Origin of the sequence: Mesorhizobium sp. CA6 (assembly GCF_020165035.1) — a bacterium.
Lineage (GTDB): Bacteria > Pseudomonadota > Alphaproteobacteria > Rhizobiales > Rhizobiaceae > Mesorhizobium.
The window spans coordinates 15,594-34,404 of record NZ_JAIUHI010000021.1 but is presented as its reverse complement, the minus strand read 5'-3'; the positions used below and the strand labels follow the sequence as shown (position 1 = coordinate 34,404).

Annotated in this window: 20 protein-coding genes; 12 read left to right on the top strand and 8 right to left on the bottom strand. The window is 63.2% G+C overall.

The window, feature by feature from the left end; translation table 11 throughout:
• Nucleotides 1-39: 39 nt before the first annotated feature.
• Nucleotides 40-543, bottom strand: coding sequence for a SixA phosphatase family protein (locus tag LB526_RS25680; RefSeq protein WP_095765607.1), 504 nt, complete (start codon nt 541-543; stop codon nt 40-42).
• Between the two features lie 246 nt (nt 544-789).
• On the opposite strand from LB526_RS25680, the gene dksA reads away from it, so the two are divergent.
• Nucleotides 790-1,206 (top strand): RNA polymerase-binding protein DksA, encoded by a 417-nt coding sequence (gene dksA / locus LB526_RS25675; RefSeq protein WP_095765270.1) that lies wholly within the window; start codon nt 790-792, stop codon nt 1,204-1,206.
• 117 nt (nt 1,207-1,323) lie between these two features.
• On the opposite strand, the gene LB526_RS25670 is transcribed toward dksA, so the two are convergent.
• Entirely contained in the window at nt 1,324-1,965 is a 642-nt protein-coding gene (locus tag LB526_RS25670) for a flagellar biosynthetic protein FliO (RefSeq protein WP_224630231.1), read from the bottom strand.
• 211 nt (nt 1,966-2,176) lie between these two features.
• On the opposite strand from LB526_RS25670, the gene cckA reads away from it, so the two are divergent.
• Both cckA and LB526_RS25660 read left to right on the top strand, forming a co-directional pair.
• Nucleotides 2,177-4,762, top strand: a complete 2,586-nt coding sequence (cckA, locus tag LB526_RS25665; RefSeq protein ID WP_224630230.1) for a cell cycle histidine kinase CckA — start codon at nt 2,177-2,179, stop codon at nt 4,760-4,762.
• A gap of 104 nt (nt 4,763-4,866) precedes the next feature.
• A complete protein-coding gene (locus LB526_RS25660) occupies nt 4,867-5,577 on the top strand; it encodes a DeoD-type purine-nucleoside phosphorylase (RefSeq protein ID WP_224630229.1) in 711 nt (236 codons plus the stop codon).
• On the opposite strand, the gene LB526_RS25655 is transcribed toward LB526_RS25660, so the two are convergent.
• Nucleotides 5,574-5,879 (bottom strand): ribbon-helix-helix domain-containing protein, encoded by a 306-nt coding sequence (locus LB526_RS25655; RefSeq protein WP_095765274.1) that lies wholly within the window; start codon nt 5,877-5,879, stop codon nt 5,574-5,576. The two genes, LB526_RS25660 and LB526_RS25655, sit on opposite strands and share 4 nt — an antisense overlap.
• Before the next feature lie 240 nt (nt 5,880-6,119).
• Between LB526_RS25655 and LB526_RS25650 the strand changes: the two genes are divergently transcribed.
• From LB526_RS25650 to LB526_RS25640, 3 genes are all read left to right on the top strand, one after another.
• Nucleotides 6,120-6,515 carry a VOC family protein gene (locus tag LB526_RS25650; RefSeq protein WP_224601306.1) on the top strand — a complete coding sequence of 132 codons (396 nt, stop codon included), beginning with the start codon at nt 6,120-6,122 and terminating at the stop codon, nt 6,513-6,515.
• A gap of 74 nt (nt 6,516-6,589) precedes the next feature.
• Nucleotides 6,590-7,138: a gluconate 2-dehydrogenase subunit 3 family protein gene (locus tag LB526_RS25645; protein ID WP_224630228.1), complete on the top strand. Its 549-nt coding sequence runs from the start codon at nt 6,590-6,592 to the stop codon at nt 7,136-7,138.
• 48 nt (nt 7,139-7,186) lie between these two features.
• Complete coding sequence (locus tag LB526_RS25640) at nt 7,187-8,758, top strand: GMC family oxidoreductase (RefSeq protein WP_224630227.1); 1,572 nt, start codon at nt 7,187-7,189, stop codon at nt 8,756-8,758.
• Between the two features lie 58 nt (nt 8,759-8,816).
• On the opposite strand, the gene LB526_RS25635 is transcribed toward LB526_RS25640, so the two are convergent.
• Nucleotides 8,817-9,206, bottom strand: a complete 390-nt coding sequence (locus LB526_RS25635; protein WP_224630226.1) for a hypothetical protein — start codon at nt 9,204-9,206, stop codon at nt 8,817-8,819.
• Nucleotides 9,207-9,513: 307 nt separating this feature from the next.
• On the opposite strand from LB526_RS25635, the gene urtA reads away from it, so the two are divergent.
• The 6 genes from urtA to LB526_RS25605 all read left to right on the top strand — a co-directional run bounded on the left by urtA (nt 9,514) and on the right by LB526_RS25605 (nt 15,806).
• Nucleotides 9,514-10,824, top strand: a complete 1,311-nt coding sequence (gene urtA / locus LB526_RS25630) for an urea ABC transporter substrate-binding protein (protein WP_095765278.1) — start codon at nt 9,514-9,516, stop codon at nt 10,822-10,824.
• Nucleotides 10,825-11,007: 183 nt separating this feature from the next.
• Nucleotides 11,008-12,624, top strand: a complete 1,617-nt coding sequence (gene urtB / locus LB526_RS25625; protein ID WP_224630225.1) for an urea ABC transporter permease subunit UrtB — start codon at nt 11,008-11,010, stop codon at nt 12,622-12,624.
• Nucleotides 12,621-13,847, top strand: coding sequence for an urea ABC transporter permease subunit UrtC (gene urtC / locus LB526_RS25620; RefSeq protein WP_224630224.1), 1,227 nt, complete (start codon nt 12,621-12,623; stop codon nt 13,845-13,847). Before urtB ends, urtC begins: the two co-directional genes overlap by 4 nt.
• A 6-nt stretch (nt 13,848-13,853) precedes the next feature.
• A complete protein-coding gene (gene urtD, locus LB526_RS25615; RefSeq protein WP_140841173.1) occupies nt 13,854-14,600 on the top strand; it encodes an urea ABC transporter ATP-binding protein UrtD in 747 nt (248 codons plus the stop codon).
• A 70-nt stretch (nt 14,601-14,670) separates the two neighbouring features.
• The gene (gene urtE / locus LB526_RS25610) at nt 14,671-15,366 is read left to right on the top strand and encodes an urea ABC transporter ATP-binding subunit UrtE (protein WP_140841175.1); all 696 of its coding nucleotides are present in this window, start codon (nt 14,671-14,673) and stop codon (nt 15,364-15,366) included.
• Between the two features lie 263 nt (nt 15,367-15,629).
• Entirely contained in the window at nt 15,630-15,806 is a 177-nt protein-coding gene (locus LB526_RS25605) for a hypothetical protein (protein WP_095765283.1), read from the top strand.
• Nucleotides 15,807-15,829: 23 nt separating this feature from the next.
• Here the strand turns inward: LB526_RS25605 and LB526_RS25600 are convergent, their stop codons facing one another.
• From LB526_RS25600 to LB526_RS25585, 4 genes are all read right to left on the bottom strand, one after another.
• The gene (locus tag LB526_RS25600; RefSeq protein WP_224630223.1) at nt 15,830-16,975 is read right to left on the bottom strand and encodes a GGDEF domain-containing protein; all 1,146 of its coding nucleotides are present in this window, start codon (nt 16,973-16,975) and stop codon (nt 15,830-15,832) included.
• A gap of 115 nt (nt 16,976-17,090) precedes the next feature.
• On the bottom strand, nt 17,091-17,348 hold the full coding sequence (locus LB526_RS25595; protein ID WP_095765284.1) for a hypothetical protein: 258 nt from the start codon (nt 17,346-17,348) through the stop codon (nt 17,091-17,093).
• 141 nt (nt 17,349-17,489) lie between these two features.
• Nucleotides 17,490-18,293, bottom strand: a complete 804-nt coding sequence (locus LB526_RS25590; protein WP_263483462.1) for a DUF72 domain-containing protein — start codon at nt 18,291-18,293, stop codon at nt 17,490-17,492.
• Nucleotides 18,294-18,319: 26 nt separating this feature from the next.
• Nucleotides 18,320-18,784: a GNAT family N-acetyltransferase gene (locus LB526_RS25585; RefSeq protein WP_224601288.1), complete on the bottom strand. Its 465-nt coding sequence runs from the start codon at nt 18,782-18,784 to the stop codon at nt 18,320-18,322.
• Between the last annotated feature and the right edge of the window lie 27 nt (nt 18,785-18,811).

Genomic DNA, 18,811 nt, shown 5'->3' with positions numbered 1-18,811 from the left:
CGCCCGATATAGGCCCTGCACCGCGCGTTTGAAATGGCCTCAGAGGTCGGCCGGCGTGAGAAAAGCTTCGAGATAGCCATTGCCCTGGGCCGCTTCGGCAAGGTTGCCGGGAAAGCGAACCACGGCAAGGCCGGAGGTCGGAAAACCGTGATTCATCATGCCGCGCGCCGTCTGCTCGCCATTTCCGGACACCGCCATGGCCAGATCTTCGGTCATGGGGTTGTGGCCGATCACCAGAAGCTGGCCAGCGTCCCGATTTTTGCGGATGATCTCCAGATAGCCTGCCGCATCCTCGCTGTAGAGCGTGTCGAAGAACAGCACCCGGCCGGTGTCGGTGCGCCCCGCCAAGCCTTCCAGCGTCTGCCTGGCCCGCTTGGCGCTGGAGCAAAGGGTGACGTCCGGCACATAGTTGCGGGCCCGCATGGCCTCTCCGATCGCTTCGGCATCGGCCATGCCCGATTCGTCGAGCGGGCGGTCGAAATCGCGCATGCCGGGCAGCGCCCAGCCGGCTTTGGCATGCCGCAACAGATAAAGTCTGCTCAACCGGACCCCCATGGCGCTGCCTTCGTGACAAAGCGCGATTAGTCACCAGAACGATGTCATGCACAATGGTCGGCCGGCAACTGCAACGAATCATGTGCGAATTCGTTTTCTGCCGTTGAACAACGTTGTCGCCGGAGTTGCCGATGCAAGATTAACAATTGCGTGAAACTGTCGCCGATAGCGCTTGTGCAGGCTCTTTTCCCCGAATATATAGGCGCCAAATTTTGGGGTTGTTGGGTGAGTCGAATGAACGATATCGTTACCGCCAATTACGTACCCTCCGAAGACGAGCCGTTCATGAACGAACGGCAAAAATCGTACTTCCGTCAAAAGCTTATCACCTGGAAGAACGACATTCTGCGCGAAGCGCGCGAAACCCTAGAAATCCTGCAGCAGGAAAACGCCAACCATCCCGACCTAGCCGATCGCGCCTCCTCCGAAACAGACCGTGCCATCGAATTGCGCGCCCGCGATCGCCAACGCAAGCTCATCTCGAAAATCGACTCCGCGCTCCAGCGCATCGACGAAGGCACCTACGGCTATTGCGAGGAGACCGGGGAGCCGATCGCTCTGAAGCGGCTTGATGCGCGTCCGATCGCGACGTTATCGATCGAGGCGCAGGAGCGTCACGAACGCCGCGAGAAGGTCTATCGCGACGACTGACGCGATCCAACAGGCAGGAACATCAAAAATGGCCGGAATTCCGGCCATTTTTGTTTTCAGCGCTCCCATTGTCTTTGCCGACAAAGGCGCGAAAGGCTCGTTTGCGCCGGTGGCCGGTCAGCGCTTGTGGCTACCCAACTCGCCAAGCAGCTTGGTCATCTCGTCATCGAGCGAAGGCTTGGCCGCCGGTTTGCTGGGTGCCGGCTGGAAATGCGTCTCGTCGAGAGAGGTCTCGAGCTCGTGCATCAGCGTGTCGTCGATGGAATCGTTCGGGGGCGGCGGCGCATATCGGGTGCTGCCGTTCGTCGTTCCGTAGCCCGGCAGCGGCATAACCTTCGCCGTCGGCTGGCTAGGCGCCGCCGGCTTGGGCGCGGGTGCGGGCGCCGGTTGCGGCGCGCGCGGGCGTTGCGCAACTCCTGTCTGCTGCTGACCGGCGTCGCCCGTCAATGCCGGGCGGCGCAGCGCCGCCAGCCTGATGTCGCGCTCGACCACGACATCGGTCGGCCCGCCGATCAGGATCAGATGCTCGATGTCGTCGCGGCGCACCAGGACAAGCCGGCGATGGCTGTCGACAGCGGTGGCATCCATCACGGCAAGCCGCGTCTTGCGGTTCCTGCCGCCGGCGACGAAGGTGCCGAACGTCAGGTTGCGGACCACCTTGATGGCGAGCAGGACGACAACCAGCATGATAAGAGCCGCTACCGTCCACAGGATTGCAGCGACATAACCCGGGCCCGCTACATTATCCAGCCACTGCATCGGTGCACCCCAATCGCCATCTTTGAAGTCAGGGAACACTAGACCGTTGGGACCAGCGACCGCAAGTTCACATCACCCATCGTGAACAGTTTGAAACATGAATCGTTGATTTTATCGGACATTTGCCGCCGAGGCCTTTTCCGCTACAGGAGAATGTGATTCAACCGGCCGTCCGTGCCCGTCGGACACCGGAATCACGAGCAGGGGGAACATGGCCAAGGAAGCGCGCGGCGATTTCTATCCGGTACCGATCGTCGACCAGAACACGCGTCCGGGCGCCGTCACTAGGCTCATCGTCTTCATCGTCGTCTTGACCGGCGCCGCAATCGTCTTCGGACTTTTCCGCGAGCGCCTCGGCGATCCTTTCCTGCTCGGCATGCTCGGCGTGCTCGCCATGATCGGCGTCGGTTTCCTGTTCGCGACCGCGATCGGCTTCGTGCAGATCGCACCGCGGTCGACCGGCGACGAATTGTCGAAAGCCTTCGTCGACTCCATGTCGCAGGGCCTGCTGGTCACCGACACCAAGGGCCGCGTCGTCTACGCCAACCGCGCCTATGCAGACATGACGGGCGCTGCCTCGGCCGCCGATCTCAAGACCGTCGAAGGGCTGTTGTCGGATGTTCCCGAGGCCTCGATGACGATCTACCGGCTGGCGTCGGGCCTGCGCGACGGCCAGGCCGGCGACGGCGAGTTCCGGCTGGCGCAGTCGATCAAACCAGGCGCCGAGCCGGGCGCGCGCTGGTACCGCGCTCGCGCCCGCGCCTTCAGCATGCCCGGGCAAAGGCTGCCGATGCTGGCCTGGCAGCTGGCCGACATCTCGCAGGAACGGGCGGAGCAGGAGCGTTTCTTCCTCGACCTGCAGAAAGCCATCGACCATCTGGACCATGCGCCGGCCGGATTCTTCTCGGCCGACCAGGAAGGCCGCGTCACCTATATCAACGCCACGCTCGCCGAGTGGCTGGGCATCGACCTTGCCTCCTTCACGCCGGGCGCCATCACGCTGCCGGAAATCATCGCCGGCGACGGCATGGCGCTGGTCCGTTCGGTCAAGGCCGATCCGGGCACCACACGCAACGCCGTCATCGACCTCGACCTCACCACGATGAGCGGCCAGGCGCTGCCGGTGCGCTTCATGCACCGGGTTTCGGCAAGCCGCGAAGGCGTGAACGGCCCGACCCGCACGATCGTGCTCAACCGCACCCAGGGCGAGGACGCTTCCGCGGAGCTGCGGGCCTCCGAGGTTCGCTTCACCCGCTTCTTCAACTCGACGCCGATGGCCATTGCCGGCGTCGATGCGAGCGGACGCATCCTGCGCACCAACGCGCCGTTCCTACAGCTGTTTTCGTCCGTGGTCGACCGCGACGCCGTCGACCGGCGGGTGCGGTTCGAGACCATTGTCCACGAGCGCGACCGGCCGGCATTCGCCGCCGCCTTCGAGAAGGCCCGGCAGCGGCAGGCCAATATCGAGCCGATCGATTCCGTCCTGCCCGGCAATGAGGAGCGCCACATCCGCTTCTACGTCAATGCCGTCGCCGACAGCGCGGGCAGCGAAGGCGCGGAGGAGGCGGCGATCGTCTATGCGGTAGAGACCACCGAGCAGAAGGCGCTCGAGGGCCAGATGGCGCAGAGCCAGAAGATGCAGGCAGTCGGCCAGCTCGCCGGCGGTATCGCGCACGACTTCAACAACGTGCTGACCGCCATCATCATGGCGTCCGACCTTCTCTTGACCAATCACCGGCCGTCGGACCCGTCCTTCCCCGACATCATGAACATCAAGCAGAACGCCAACCGGGCGGCCTCGCTCGTGCGGCAATTGCTCGCCTTCTCGCGCAAGCAGACGCTGCGGCCGGAAGTGCTCAACCTGACCGATGTTCTGGCCGATCTCAGAATGCTGCTCGCGCGCCTCGTCGGCAACGACATCAAGCTTAAGATCGACCACGGACGCGACCTGTGGCCGGTCAAGGTCGATATCGGCCAGTTCGAGCAGGTGGTGGTCAATCTCGCCGTCAATGCGCGCGACGCCATGCCGAGCGGCGGCGATCTCACCGTGCGCACCCGCAACGTCACCGCCGACGAGTGCAAATCCTTCGCCTACCGCGAATTGACGCCGGCCGACTATGTGCTCGTCGACGTCGAGGACACCGGCAGCGGCATTGAGCCCGAGGTGCTGAAAAAGATCTTCGAGCCCTTCTTCACAACCAAAGAAGTGGGCAAGGGCACCGGCCTCGGCCTGTCGATGGTCTACGGCATCATCAAGCAGACCGGCGGCTTCATCTTCTGCGATTCCGAAGTCGGCAAGGGCACGGTGTTCCGTATCTTCCTGCCGCGCCACATCGCCGAGGTGAAGAAGCAGGCCGAGCCTGGCGAGGCGCCGTCGACAGCGGCGACTGCTCCGGCCAAGACCGCCGATACCGCAAAAGATCTTTCCGGCTCCGCCACGGTGCTTCTGGTCGAGGACGAAGATGCCGTGCGCATGGGCGGCGTCAGGGCGCTGACCTCGCGCGGCTATACCGTGCACGAGGCGTCGTCCGGCGTCGAGGCGCTTGAAGTGTTCGAGGCGCTCGGCGGCAAGGTCGATATCGTGGTGTCCGACGTGGTGATGCCGGAGATGGACGGGCCGACATTGCTCGGCGAGCTGCGCAAACGCCAGCCGGACATCAAGTTCGTGTTCGTTTCGGGCTATGCCGAGGACGCGTTTGCGAAGAACCTGCCGGCCCAGGCGCATTTCGGTTTCCTGCCGAAACCGTTCTCGCTCAAGCAACTGGCGACGATCGTCAAGGACGTGCTGGAATCCTAGGGCGTTCAGCGCTTCCTTGGATTGCTCTAAATAAGCCAGAGCTTGCGCATTGCGGCAGTCCTGCCATGATGGTCGCCGGATGGGTCTATCAGGGGTGGTAGCGCGTGACGCCGCATATCGAGGCGGGCCGGGGGGACTATGCCGAAACGGTGCTGTTGCCGGGCGATCCCGAGCGCGCGCAATGGATGGCGGAGATGTTTCTCGAGGCGCCGCGCTGCGTGAACCGCCGAAGGGGCGCGCTGGGCTTCACCGGCCGGTTCCGCGGCAAGCCGGTCAGCATCCAGGCGACCGGGATAGGAGCGCCGTCTTTCCTGATTTATGCCTTTGAGCTGATGGAGTATTACGGCGTCAAAACGCTGATCCGCACCGGCACATGCGGCGGCTTGTCGGAAGACGTGCCTTTGCGCGGCGTCGTCATCTCCAGCGAGGTGCGGGCCGAGAGTGCAATCAGCGGGCAAGTGTTCGGGCTTTACCAGCCGGCGGGGCCGGACCCGGCGCTGCATGCGCGGGCGCTGCAATGCGCCGCCGATCTCGGTATCGCCTGCAGCGCCGGATTGACGATCTGCAGCGACGTCTTCCACCATCCCGATGGCCGCGCTCGGTTTGACGAGCCGATGGCGCTGGGGGCGTTGGCCGTCGATATGGAAACCAGCGCGCTCTATCGCATTGCGACACAGTTCGGCGCTGGAGCGCTGTCGCTGCTGACCGTCGTCGACCATGTCGCCACCGGCGAGCTGATCGACGATTCGGAGCGCCAGGCGCTTTTCACCGACATGACCCGGCTGGCGCTCGAAGTCGCAGTCGAGAGCAGTTAGGCGGCTTCCTGCTTCAATGCGGCCTGGTCTTCGGCGCTGGGCCGATGGCCGCGCAAATAGAGCGCGCAGGTCGTGCGCAGCATGGAAGCGAAGTTCGGGATCTGGCCGTTGATCTCGATCGCCTCGTCATACAGCTTCGAGATGAATTTCGGCGTCGTCAGTCCCTGGCTGTCGGCGATCTCGTCAAGAAGACCCCAGAATGTCGCTTCGAGCTGGATGCTGGTCGAATGGCCGTCGATGCGGATCGACCTGTTGATCTGCCGGTAGCCTTCCGGGTCCTGCCCGGCGAAGACTCTGCACATCGGTACCTCCCGTTGTTGTTTGTCTTGGGCGCCGATTGGGTTGGCTGGCGCCTTTTTTGAACACTGCCTGCGTTGGTCATTTTCGATCCGATAGCCGCCGACGGCAATCGGACTTTCGTCCTTAAAATTGGAGCGACACTAGCCGTTTTCCTGCTCCACGCGTGGTAATCGGCTGCCACCACCATTTTTCGCCGGCGCGCATAATCGGCTTCGAAAGCATGAGAGCTCACGGAGTCCGATTTGGCGAAGACGATCCATTCCATGATCAGGGTTCTCGACGAAGCGCGCTCCGTCGACTTCTACAACAAGGCCTTCGGCCTCGAGGTCGCCCAGCGGCTCGATTTCGAGACCTTCACGCTCGTCTATCTCAGCAATGCCAGTTCGCCCTTCGAGGTGGAGCTGACCGTCAACAAGGGACGTACCGAGCCCTACGCGCTTGGCGACGGCTACGGCCATCTCGCCGTCTCGGTCGCCGATCTCGACAGCGAGCACGACCGGATCGGCGCGCTCGGTCTCAATCCGAAGAAGATTGTCGAGTTCAATCACGACGGGGCGCTGATCGCCCGCTTCTTCTTCATCGAGGATCCAGACGGCTACAAGATCGAGGTCCTGCAGCGGGGAGGGCGCTTCCAATAAGGATACGCCGCGGAGAGGCGCGGCGCCAGCAACGGCACTCTCAGGGGTGCGAACAGCAAGCAGGGAGGAAAATCATGGTTACAGTCTACGAGAAGAAACCGGGTTACGAGAGGAAAGCCGGACTATCTAGGCGCGAGCTTCTGAAATGTGGCGGCGCGGGCGCGCTGCTCATCATCTCCGGCAGCGCCGTCATCAGCCCCGAACACGCCTGGGGTCTCGAAACCTCGGCGCTGAAGCCCGAAACGATGGCGACGCTGATCCAGGTGGCGCGCGACATCTACCCGCACGACCAGGTGCCGGACAAATATTACGCCATTGCCGTCAAGGGCCATGACGAGACGGCCGCCAAGGACCCTGCCCACAAGGAGCTGATCGAGAAAGGCATCGCCGAGCTCGACAAGAAGGCAGGCAAGGGCGGCTATCGCGGGCTTGGCTGGGAAGAGCAGAGGGTGGCGCTCCTCACCGGTATCGAGAAGACGCCGTTCTTCCAGGCGGTGCGCGGCGGGCTTGTGGTCAGCCTCTACAACCAGAAGGAGGTGTGGCCGATCTTCGGTTACGAGGGCGAGTCCTACTCCAAGGGCGGCTACATCGCGCGCGGCTTCAACGACATCGAGTGGCTCTGAGCCGCTCTGCCACGAACCGCTTTTCGACAGATTTCATGGGAGGAAACCATGGCAGCACAATTTGATCTCAACAATGACGGCGTGGTCGTCATCATCGGCTCGGGCGCGGGCGGCGGCACGCTCGGCAACGAGCTCGCCCAGAAAGGCATCGACGTCGTCATCCTCGAGGCGGGCGCACGCCACGAATATGAGGACTTCATCAACGACGAGTGGGAGTCGTTCGCCCAGCTCGCCTGGAAGGACAAGCGCACCACTTCGGGCGACTGGCGCGTGGCCAAGGATTTTCCGAACCTGCCGGCCTGGATCGTCAAGTCGGTCGGCGGCTCGACCACGCACTGGGCCGGCGCCTCGCTGCGCTTCCAGGAGCACGAGTTCAAGGCGGCCACGACCTACGGCAAGGTCAAGGGCGCCAACCTCCTCGACTGGCCGGTGACGCTGGCCGAGATGGAGCCGTATTACGCCAAGGCCGAAGCCAAGATGGGTGTCACCGGCACCAACAATTGGCCGCGGCTGCCGGGCAACAACAATTTCAAGGTGCTCAAGGCCGGCGCCGACAAGCTCGGCTACAAGGAATGCCATACCGGCAACATGGCCATCAATTCGGTGGAGCGCGACGACCGCAATTCCTGCCAGCAGACCGGCTTCTGCTTCCAGGGGTGCAAATGGGGCGCCAAATGGTCGACGCTCTACACCGAGATCCCGAAGGGCGAGGCGACCGGGCATCTGGAGGTGCGGCCGAACTCGATGGCAATCAAGATCAATCATGACGCTTCAGGCAAGGTGACCGGCGTCGTCTATGCCGACAAGGACGGCAAGCTGCAGGAGCAGAAAGCCCGCATCGTCGCCGTCGCCGGCAATTCGATCGAGAGTCCGCGCCTGCTGCTCAACTCGGAATCATCGAAATTCCCGCACGGGCTCGCCAACTCGTCGGGACAGGTAGGCAAGAATTACATGCGCCACACCACCGGCTCGGTCTATGCCATCTTCGACAAGCCGGTGCATATGTATCGCGGCACCACCATGGCCGGCATCATCCGCGACGAGGCGCGCCACGATCCGTCGCGTGGCTTCGTCGGCGGCTATGAGATGGAGACGCTGTCGCTTGGCCTGCCATTCATGGCGGCCTTCCTCAATCCCGGCGGCTGGGGCCGCTCCTTCACCACGGCGCTCGACCATTACGACCATATGGCGGGCCTGTGGATCGTCGGCGAGGACATGCCGCGCGAAGAGAACCGTATCACGCTGCACAAGGACGAGAAGGACGAGCACGGCATGCCGATCGCCGACGTCCATTTCGATGACCATCCGAACGACGAGGCCATGCGCAACCATGCCTACAGCCAAGGCCAGGCGCTCTACGCCGCGGTCGGCGCGACGCGGACCTTCCCGACGCCGCCTTATCCTTCGACCCACAATCTCGGCACCAACCGGATGAGCGAAAAGCCGGAGGACGGCGTCGTCAACAAGCACGGCCAGTCGCACGATATCAAGAACCTGTTCATCTCAGACGGCAGCCAGTTCACCACGGGTGCTGCGGAGAACCCGACGCTGACCATCGTGACGCTGGCGATCCGCCAGGCTGACTACATCGCCGCCCAGATGTCGGCGAAAACGATCTGACCTCCCGACTGCCTGCTGGCGCGGGACCCAAACGGGTTCCGCGCCTTTTTTATGCGGGCTATCTTTTGGTGCAGGTCGAGGCTGTGAAGGCGCCGTCCTGCTGTTTCATGATGATGTCGAACGAAGGACCGCTCGGGTCATCCAAGGTCGCCTGGGTCATCGAGATCGAATTGCCGCCGCTGGTGTAGCCGCCGAGCGGACCGAGCCAGGTGATCTCGCCATTGGGATTCATCTGGTAATTGTAAGGCGGCGGCGCGGCGCCGAAGGTCACCGGGCCGCTATAGAGGCTGCCCTTGATGGTGATGTCGCCCAGGTTGAGGAACAGGCCGAGCAGGTAGACCTCGCAGTGATAGACGCCGTCCGGCAGCTTGCCGTCGGCAAAATCGGCGCGGGCGCCGCCGGCGGCGGACACAAAAAGCAGGAAAGCCAGGATTGTTCGCAGGGCCATAACGTCGCTCGTTTGCACGGCGACCTTGCCCCATTTCGCCATGAGCCCGCAACAGCGTCGACAAAGCTATCCTTGCCTATGTGGTGAAATCATAGGCATTTTCACAATTTGGGCAAAATATAGGCAGAGGTGCGTAAACTTTTCTCAATCCTGCCGCGTTGCAGTAGCAGCGACAGTTGCTCGGCTATCATATAACCGGCTGTAATCACTGCGTTATCGCGAAAATCAGTTCAGCGCATTCCTATCTGGCACGTCGCTTGCACCGCTAATATTGCGATGCAAAACAACCAGCTTGGGAGTGTGTCATATGAGGGGTAATTTCGCGAAAATAACAAAAATCCTGTCCGCCGGCGTCGTCGCGGCTGGTCTGCTGGCCTCCGCTTCCGCCAAGGCGGCTGAAGACACGATCAAGGTCGGTATCCTCCATTCGCTGTCGGGGACCATGGCGATTTCGGAGACGACGCTGAAAGACGTCATGCTGATGCTGATCGACGAGCAAAACGCCAAGGGCGGCCTGCTCGGCAAGAAACTGGAAGCCGTGGTGGTCGATCCGGCGTCCAACTGGCCGCTCTTCGCCGAAAAGGCGCGCGAGCTGATTTCCAAGGACAAGGTCGCGGCCGTGTTCGGCTGCTGGACCTCGGTGTCGCGCAAATCGGTGCTACCGGTGTTCTCGGAACTCGACAATATCCTCTTCTATCCCGTCCAGTATGAGGGCGAGGAGAGCGAGCGCAACGTCTTCTACACCGGTGCGGCGCCGAACCAGCAGGCCATTCCGGCCGTCGATTACCTGATGAGCGCCGACGGCGGCTCGGTGAAGCGCTGGGTGCTTGAAGGCACCGACTATGTCTATCCGCGCACCACCAACAAGATCCTCGAAGCCTATCTCAAGTCGAAGGGCGTGCCGGCCGAGGACATCATGGTCAACTACACGCCGTTCGGCTTCTCCGACTGGCAGACCGAGGTCTCGGCGATCAAGAAATTCGGCTCGGCCGGCAAGAAGACGGCCGTGGTGTCGACCGTCAACGGCGACGCCAACGTGCCGTTCTACAAGGAGCTCGGCAACCAGGGCGTCAAGGCCGAGGACATTCCGGTCATGGCCTTCTCGGTCGGCGAGGAAGAATTGGCCGGTCTCGACACCGGGCCGCTGGTCGGCCATCTCGCCGCCTGGAACTACTTCGAAAGCATCGACACGCCGGCGAACAAGAAGTTCATCGACGACTGGCACAAGTTCATCAAGAACGACAAGCGCACCACCAACGACCCGATGGAAGCCCACTATATCGGCTTCAACATGTGGGTGAAGGCGGTGGAGAAGGCCGGCACCACCGATCCGGACAAGGTCATCGACGCCATGGTCGGCGTTTCGGTGCCGAACCTGACCGGCGGCTATTCGACGATGATGCCCAACCACCACATCACCAAGCCGGTGCTGATCGGCGAGATCCAGGCCGACGGCCAGTTCGAGACCGTCTCGCAAACGCCCGGCCTCGTCATGGGCGACGAATGGTCCGACTACCTGCCGGATTCCAAGGACCTGATCTCCGATTGGCGCGCGCCTCTGTCCTGCGGCAACTTCAACGTCGCCACCGGAAAGTGCGGCGGCAAGGGCACCAACTGATCCCGGTCCGTGATCCCAGGTCTGTCGGATCGCGGAGTGGCCCCGCGATCCGAGACCGCCGCCCGGGCAGGTTCCTGACCCGCCCGGGCAAGATCCCTGAAACCTAAGTTTTGCGCAATTCCGGACGGAAAACCGCTTCACACTTTTCCTGGAATTGCTTGAGAAAGCTGCTTGAAGACGACAATGCTGCTGCTGCGCGCAATTGGTCTGATGTTGCTGCTGACGATGGCTGGACTGACGCCGTCGAAGGCGGCTGAGGCCGACCTTCGCGCATCGATCGGCAAATTCGCAGCTGCAGCCGGCTTCTCGGCTACCGAGGCCGTCGTGCGCGAGCTTGCCGCGAGCGGCGATCCCGCCGTCGAGCGGCCGCTTTCGGCGCTGGCCGACGGCAATCTCTACATCCGCAAGGCCGATTCCCAGGTTTTTGTCGGCAAGGAGAGCGGCGACAGCATCGAGCTGCTCGATCCGCTGAGCGGCGAGAACGCCGCCGAAGCGGCCAAGGCCGATCTCACCAAGATCAAGGTCAACAACAGCCTGCGCCGCACGATCCGCGATGCCCTAGGTACGCTGACCTTGCGCGCCAAGGACGCAAGCGTGCGTCTTGCCGCGGCAATGACGATGTTCAAGACGCCCGATGCGGCGAACATCGGGCCGCTGGATGCCGCAATCGCCGCCGAAATCGATCCCGGCGTCAAGGCCCTGTTCGAGCAGGCGCGCGCGGCATCGGTTCTGGTTTCCGACAAGCCCGAAGCCGATAAGCTCGCGGCGATCTCGGTCGTCGCCGCGCGTGGTGATCGCGACGCGCTCTCGCTGCTCACCTCAGTTGAGGCGAACGCCCAGGGCGCGGTCAAGGAGGCGGCAGCCGCCGCGATCGGCAAGATCAACTCCAAGCTGGCTTTGTGGGATGCGGGCCAGAACATCTGGTACGGCATTTCGCTGGGATCGGTGCTGCTGCTTGCGGCGATCGGGCTTGCCATCACCTTCGGCGTCATGGGCGTCATCAACATGGCGCATGGCGAGATGGTGATGCTCGGCGCCTACACCACCTTCGTCGTCCAGCAAGTTATCCGCACCTCGTTTCCGGGCCTGTTCGACTGGTCGCTGGTGATCGCGCTGCCGCTCGCCTTCCTTGTGGCGGGGCTGGTCGGCCTTGCAATCGAACGCGGCATCATCCGCCTCCTCTATGGCCGCCCGCTGGAAACGCTTCTGGCCACCTGGGGCGTCTCGCTGGTCCTGCAGCAGGCGGTGCGCACCATCTTCGGGCCGACCAACCAGGAGGTCGGCAATCCGTCCTGGATGTCGGGTTCGTTCGATGTCGGCCAGCTGGCCATCACCTGGAACCGGCTGTGGATCTTGGCGTTCGCGTTCGCCGTGTTCGGTGTGCTGCTCTACGTCATGAAGCGCACGCCCTGGGGGCTGCAGATGCGCGCCGTCACCGCCAACCGCCGCATGGCCGCCTCGATGGGCATCAGGACGCCTTGGGTCGACGCGCTGACCTTTGCGTTGGGCTCGGGCATCGCCGGGATCGCGGGCGTGGCGCTCAGCCAGATCGACAATGTCTCGCCCAATCTCGGCCGCGGCTACATCATCGACAGTTTCATGGTCGTGGTCTTCGGCGGCGTCGGCAATCTGTGGGGGACGCTGGTCGGCGCCTTCTCGCTCGGCATCATCAACAAGTTCCTCGAGCCCTATGCCGGCGCGGTGCTCGGCAAGATCGTCGTTCTGGTGCTGATCATCCTGTTCATCCAGAAGCGTCCGCGCGGCCTGTTCGCGCTGAAGGGCAGGGCGGTGGAAGCATGATCGCGCAGCGCTTCCTTTCCGCCGATCGCCGCATCGGCATTGCCATCTTCGTCCTGCTGGCCGCCGCCATCATCGTGCCCCTGCTCGACCTGGCGGTCTCGCCGCAAAGCGCCTTCTACATCCCGCCTTACATCGTGGCGCTGATTGGCAAATATCTCTGCTACGCGCTGCTGGCGCTGGCGCTCGACCTGGTCTGGGGCTATTGCGGCATCCTTTCGCTCGGCCACGGCGCCTTCTTCGCGCTTGGCGGCTATGCGATGGGCATGTATCTGATGCGCCAGATCGGCTCGCGCGGCGTCTACGGCAATCCCATCCTGCCGGACTTCATGGTGTTCCTGAACTACAAGCAGCTGCCCTGGTTCTGGTACGGCTTCGATCATTTCTGGTTCGCGGCGCTCATGGTGCTGGCCGTGCCCGGCCTGCTCGCCTTCGTCTTCGGCTGGTTCGCCTTCCGCAGCCGCGTCACCGGCGTCTATCTTTCGATCATCACCCAGGCGATGAGCTATGCGCTGCTGCTCGCCTTCTTCCGCAACGACATGGGTTTTGGCGGCAACAACGGCCTGACCGATTTCAAGGATATACTCGGCTTCAGCGTCCAGGCCGACGCTACGCGCTCGGCGCTGTTTGCGGCCAGCGCCGTTACGCTGGCGCTCGCCGTCTTCGTCACCGCTGCGATCGTGCGCTCAAAATACGGCAAGCTCCTGATGGCGGTGCGCGACGCCGAAAGCCGCACCCGTTTCCTCGGCTGGCGGGCGGAGAACGTCAAGCTGTTCGCCTTCACGGTCTCGGCTATCATGGCCGGCATCGCCGGCGCGCTTTACGTGCCGCAGGTCGGCATCATCAATCCCGGCGAATTCGAGCCGTCCAACTCGATCGAGGTGGTGATCTGGACCGCTGTCGGCGGGCGCGGCACCATTGTCGGCCCGATCCTCGGCGCGCTGCTGGTCAACGCCGGCAAATCCTGGTTCACCGGCGTGCTGCCGGAATTCTGGCTGTTCGCCCTGGGTGGCCTGTTCGTCGCCGTCACGCTGCTTTTGCCCAAAGGCATCGTCGGCATGTGGGATGCCTGGCGCAGCCAGGCCAAGGCGCGGCGCTCAGCTTCGCTTGCGGCGGAAGCCGGCGCCGATCCCGAGGAGCCGCCGCAGCCGAAGATCATGCGCTCGGCGGCGACGACGCCCGGCGCCTGGTCTGCCACCGGCGCCGAGCCGCAGCCAGCGGAGTGAACGATCATGAGCAAGTCGAACACCATCCTTTATCTCGACGGCGTCTCGGTTTCCTTCGATGGCTTTCGCGCTATCAACAACCTGTCGCTGGTGCTCGACAAGGGCGAAATGCGCGCGATCATCGGGCCCAACGGCGCCGGCAAGACAACGATGATGGACATCGTCACCGGCAAGACGCGGCCGGACGAGGGCGAGGTGTTCTTCGACGGCGAGGTAGATCTCACGCGGCATGACGAGGCCGAGATCGCCATGATGGGCATTGGCCGCAAGTTCCAAAAGCCGACCGTCTTCGAGAGCCACAGCGTCGAGGACAATCTCATGCTGGCGCTAAAAGGGCCGCGCTCGATCTTTCCCGCGCTGTTCCATCGCCGTTCGGCGGCCGAGACGCGGCGCATCGACGATATCCTCGGCATCATCCGTCTCGGCGACAAGCGCGGCGAGCTCGCCGCCAATCTCAGCCATGGCCAGAAGCAGTGGCTGGAGATCGGCATGCTCCTGGCGCAGGACCCAAAGCTTTTGCTCGTCGACGAGCCTGTCGCCGGCATGACCGATGCGGAAACCGAGGAGACCGCGCGTCTGCTCAAGGACATCGCCCGCGACCATTCGGTGATCGTCGTCGAGCACGACATGCATTTCGTGCGCGAGCTCGGCGTCAAGGTCACCTGCCTGCACGAGGGCTCTGTGCTGTCGGAAGGCACGCTCGATTTCGTTTCGGCCGACGAGCGCGTCGTCGAAGTCTATCTGGGGCGGTGAGCATGGTCTGGCGGGTTCCCTTCCACCGTTTCGATTTCGCTTTCCTGAAGCGCTGGAGAAGGGGCTGACCATGCTCGAGGTCTCCAATGCCACGCTGCATTACGGCGCCGCCCAGGCGCTGCGCGGCGTTTCGCTGAAAGCCGGCGCCGGCAAGATTACCTGCGTGCTCGGCCGCAACGGCGTCGGCAAAACCAGTTTGATGAGATCGATCGTCGGCCATCACCGGCTGACGAGCGGAAGCGTTGCCTTCGAGGGGAAGGCGCTCGACCGGAGCGCGGCGTATGATCGCGCCCGGTCGGGCATCGCATTCGTGCCGCAGGGCAGGGAAGTCTTTCCGCTGCTCACGGTGCGCGAAAACCTGGAGTCCGGCTTCGCGCCGTTGAGGCGCGCCGACCGCAACATTCCGGCCTATGTCTTCGAGCTGTTTCCGGTCTTGAAGCAGATGCTCGGCCGCCGCGGCGGCGATCTCTCCGGCGGCCAGCAGCAGCAACTTGCCATCGGCCGCGCGCTGGTGATGCGGCCCAAGCTCCTGGTGCTCGACGAGCCGACCGAAGGCATCCAGCCGTCCATCATCAAGGATATCGGCCGCGCCATCCGCTATCTCCGCGACCAGGCGGGGATCGCCGTGCTTCTGGTCGAGCAGTATCTCGACTTCTGCCGGGAACTTGCCGACGAGGTCAACATCATGGATCGCGGCCAGATCGTGCATACCGGCCCCGCCGAAGACCTGGACCGGGCGGATGTGCGGAAGTTTCTGACAGTCTAGAATCGTTTGCTCGACTTCGGTCGACATCGCGAGGCGCAGCAACCCCAGTATTTCTCTCCGCTGGCCAGGCCGAGCTCTGGCGCGTTGAATACCGCATGCTAGTCTTTTCTTGGCCTTGGTGAGTCGGCCGCTTTCCGTATCAGTTGCGAATGGGGGGAAGGCGCGGACTCCGTCCGCAAGTTCCACGCAAGCCAATCCACCTAGCTTTCCCCGCAGTGATTGTCGGTCAATGCGTCCAAAAAGAATTTTGCCAGGGGACGGCGATGGAACGTTTTGTCGAGGACTACCAAAAGCGGCGCCTCACCGAGCGCGTCGACATCATGACCGCGATCAACATCCTGATGTCGCAAGGCTATGACGAAGATCATCTCCTGGATGAGATCACCAAGGTTTTCTACGTCGATCTCGACGCCTTCAACGAAGTAATCTCACACCATTGAGAGTTTGCACGCGGCGCTAAAACTCAACCGGCGCGGCGAAAATCCAGGACGCGGTTGCGGCCGCCGCGCTTGGCGGCATAGAGCGCCTTGTCGGCGGCGCTGAGCACTTTGTCGAAGCTCATGCCATCCCTGCTGCCAAATGCGAAGCCCGCGCTGACCGTGCAGCGCAGCGGTCCGGTCTCGGTCTCGACCGTGCGCGCGGCGAACGCGGCCCGGACGCGTTCGGCCGTCGCCTCGGCTGTCTCGGGCAAAGTGCGCTTCAACACCATGGCAAATTCCTCGCCACCCATGCGGGCGACGGAGTCGTTCGGGCGCAGGTCAGCGGAAAGCACTTGGGCAAAGACCTTCAACACTTCGTCTCCCGCGGCGTGGCCGAATTGGTCGTTGATCGCCTTGAAGCCATCGAGGTCGAACACCACCACCGCCGTGAAAGCGCTGACCGGCGTCTTGCCGTGCAGGTCGAACAACGCGCGGCGGTTGAGCAGCCCGGTCAGCACGTCGGTCTCGGCCTCATGCTTGTGGTGGCGCGCGAGCCGCCCCTGGTTGAGCGCCAGCGACAGCGCGCCGATGCCGGTCATCGAGGCGATGACGATGACCAAGCTCAGATCCTCCGCCCAGTTGCTCGGCGCGTGGCCGAGGATGAGCTTGCCGTCCCAAGCCAGCACGGCCGCGCAAAGCACGAAGGAAACAGCGGTCAATGAATAGAGCAGCGCCACGCCCACGAGTTGCGCCGGTGCCTCCTCGCGACCCTTCCAATATTCATGCGCGGTGCCGAATAGGAGCAGCGCGGCAAGGAAATTCTCAAGCATGAAGCCCAGACCGTCATAGCCGAGCGCCATTGGCGGTAACGCAAGCGCAAAGGAGATGGCAGTGCCAAGCGTGATGCGCGGCAGCGGCGAGCGGCCGGTCCGGAACTGGTGGGCGGCGCCCAACATCACCGAGAAGCCGAACAGCAGCAGCCCCAGCGCCAGGATGCCGAGGACTGTTCCGGGCGCATCGATATAGGCGTCATAGACAAAAACCTCCGCCACCACCACCAGCACGCTGGTCGCCCATGTCAGCAGGAATCTGTCGGAACGGGCGGTCAGCCAGGTCCCGAACAGAGTGAGGCTGAGGCAGGCTGCGGAGAAGCCGACGGCCAGCAGCAATGAGTTGTAGTCGAGCAGCATGCACCCGTCCTTGCCGGCGCGCCGGGCTTCCGCAACCTGACGTAGGTCCATTAGTGCAGCAAGGAAGTATCGATTACGTTACGATAGGCAGTGAAGATGCCATAATTCCGCGGCGTCAGAGGACCGCCACCAACAACAGCAGGATGATGCCGACCCCCATCATCAGCAGACCCGGCCAGTTCTGCGACAGGCCGAGGAAACCGAGGCCGCGCCGGCGTGGCTCAAGCGTCGGGCCAGGCGTTGTGAGGTTTGGCACCGGGCGATCCGAGGCTGCAGCTGCCGGATCGCTAAGTTTCCCGCGCCTGAGGACCGCGCCGGCCATGTACACGATGCCGGCGACGATGAGCAATGCCCCGATGAGGATGACAGCCATATCGCCTCGCTTTCTTCGGGCTCTCCCGATGCCGGAGCCCGGGCCATTGTTCCGCGACGCTCAACCGCTATGGAAACCCGCCCCCGGCGAGAAAGGCAAAACGGTCGAGATGCCCCGTAAGTTCCGGCGGAGCTCGCCCCTTCAATCGGTCACCCGCTTCATCAGTGCCATGGCGCCGAACGGCGCGCGCACCTTGCCCTCGGTGATGAAGTAGACGAACACGTCGCGCGGCTTGACCGGCGCATCGGTCTTGGGATCGGCGCGCGGCAGGTCGGCGGGCTGCTTGCCTTGCGCCCAGGTCTTCACCCGTCCCGCCCATTCGTCGAGGCCTTTCGGCGTGTAGCAGTCAGGGTTGTCGTCGCTGCCGGTCTGCAGCCGCGCATAGACGAAGTCGCCGGTTACATCGGCGATCGCCGGATATTTTGCGTGATCGGCATAGACGATCGCGGCGTTGTATTTTCGGGCGAGCGCTGGAAACTCCGGCACGACGAAGCTGTCGTGGCGCACCTCCAGCGCGTGACGCAGAGGCACACCGTCCTGCTTCTCGGGCAGCAGCTTCAGGAAGGCTTCGAAATCGTCCGCGTCGAATTTCTTGGTCGGCGCGAACTGCCACAGAATCGGGCCGAGCTTCTCGCCGAGCGCGGCAACGCCGGAGCCCAGGAAGCGCACCATCGATTCGCCGGCCTCGCCGAGCACCCTCCGGTTGGTGACGAAGCGGTTGCCTTTGAGCGAGAAGACGAAACCCTCCGGCGCTTCGTTGGCCCACTTGGCGAAAGTCGGTTCCTTGAAGCTGGAATAATAAGTGCCGTTGACCTCGATGGTCGGGACCTGCCGGCTGGCGTAGTGGAGTTGCTTGGCCTTGGCGAGCTTGTCCGGGTAGAAGGAGGTGTCCCAAGGCTCGAAAGTCCAGCCGCCCATGCCGGAGCGGATTTTTCCTTGGCTCATTATCGTCCTCCTCTGTTCAAATGTGATCAGGCGGCTCGGTCGACCGACTTCATCATGTCGACCAGGGTCCATCCTGGCCGGTGTGGGTTGGCGCGGCGACCCGTTTCCCGATAGCCGTAGGCGGAATAGAGCGCGATGTTCCGCTCCATCCGCGAATTGGTGTAAAGTCGCACCTCCGGTACGGCCCACAACCGCGCCTGCTCGTCGGCGAAGTTGAGCAGTTTGATGCCGAGTTTTTTACCTTGGAAGGCCGGCGCGACGGCGACGCTGAAGATCATGGCGTGGTCGGGATGCCGTTCGAGGACGATCAGCCCGGCCAGTCCTCCGTCCTCTTCGAGCAGCCAGACCTCGCCGCGCTCGATGCGCGGCGCGTAGTCTTCCGTCACCGGAATCGGCGGGGCGCCGAACAGAGCGGTGTAGGACGCATAGGCAGCCGTCGTCACCGCGGCAACGGCCGGAAGATCACCGGAAAGCGCTCTTCTAATTGTCATTCAAGCGCCCTTCCGACGAAATGCGCG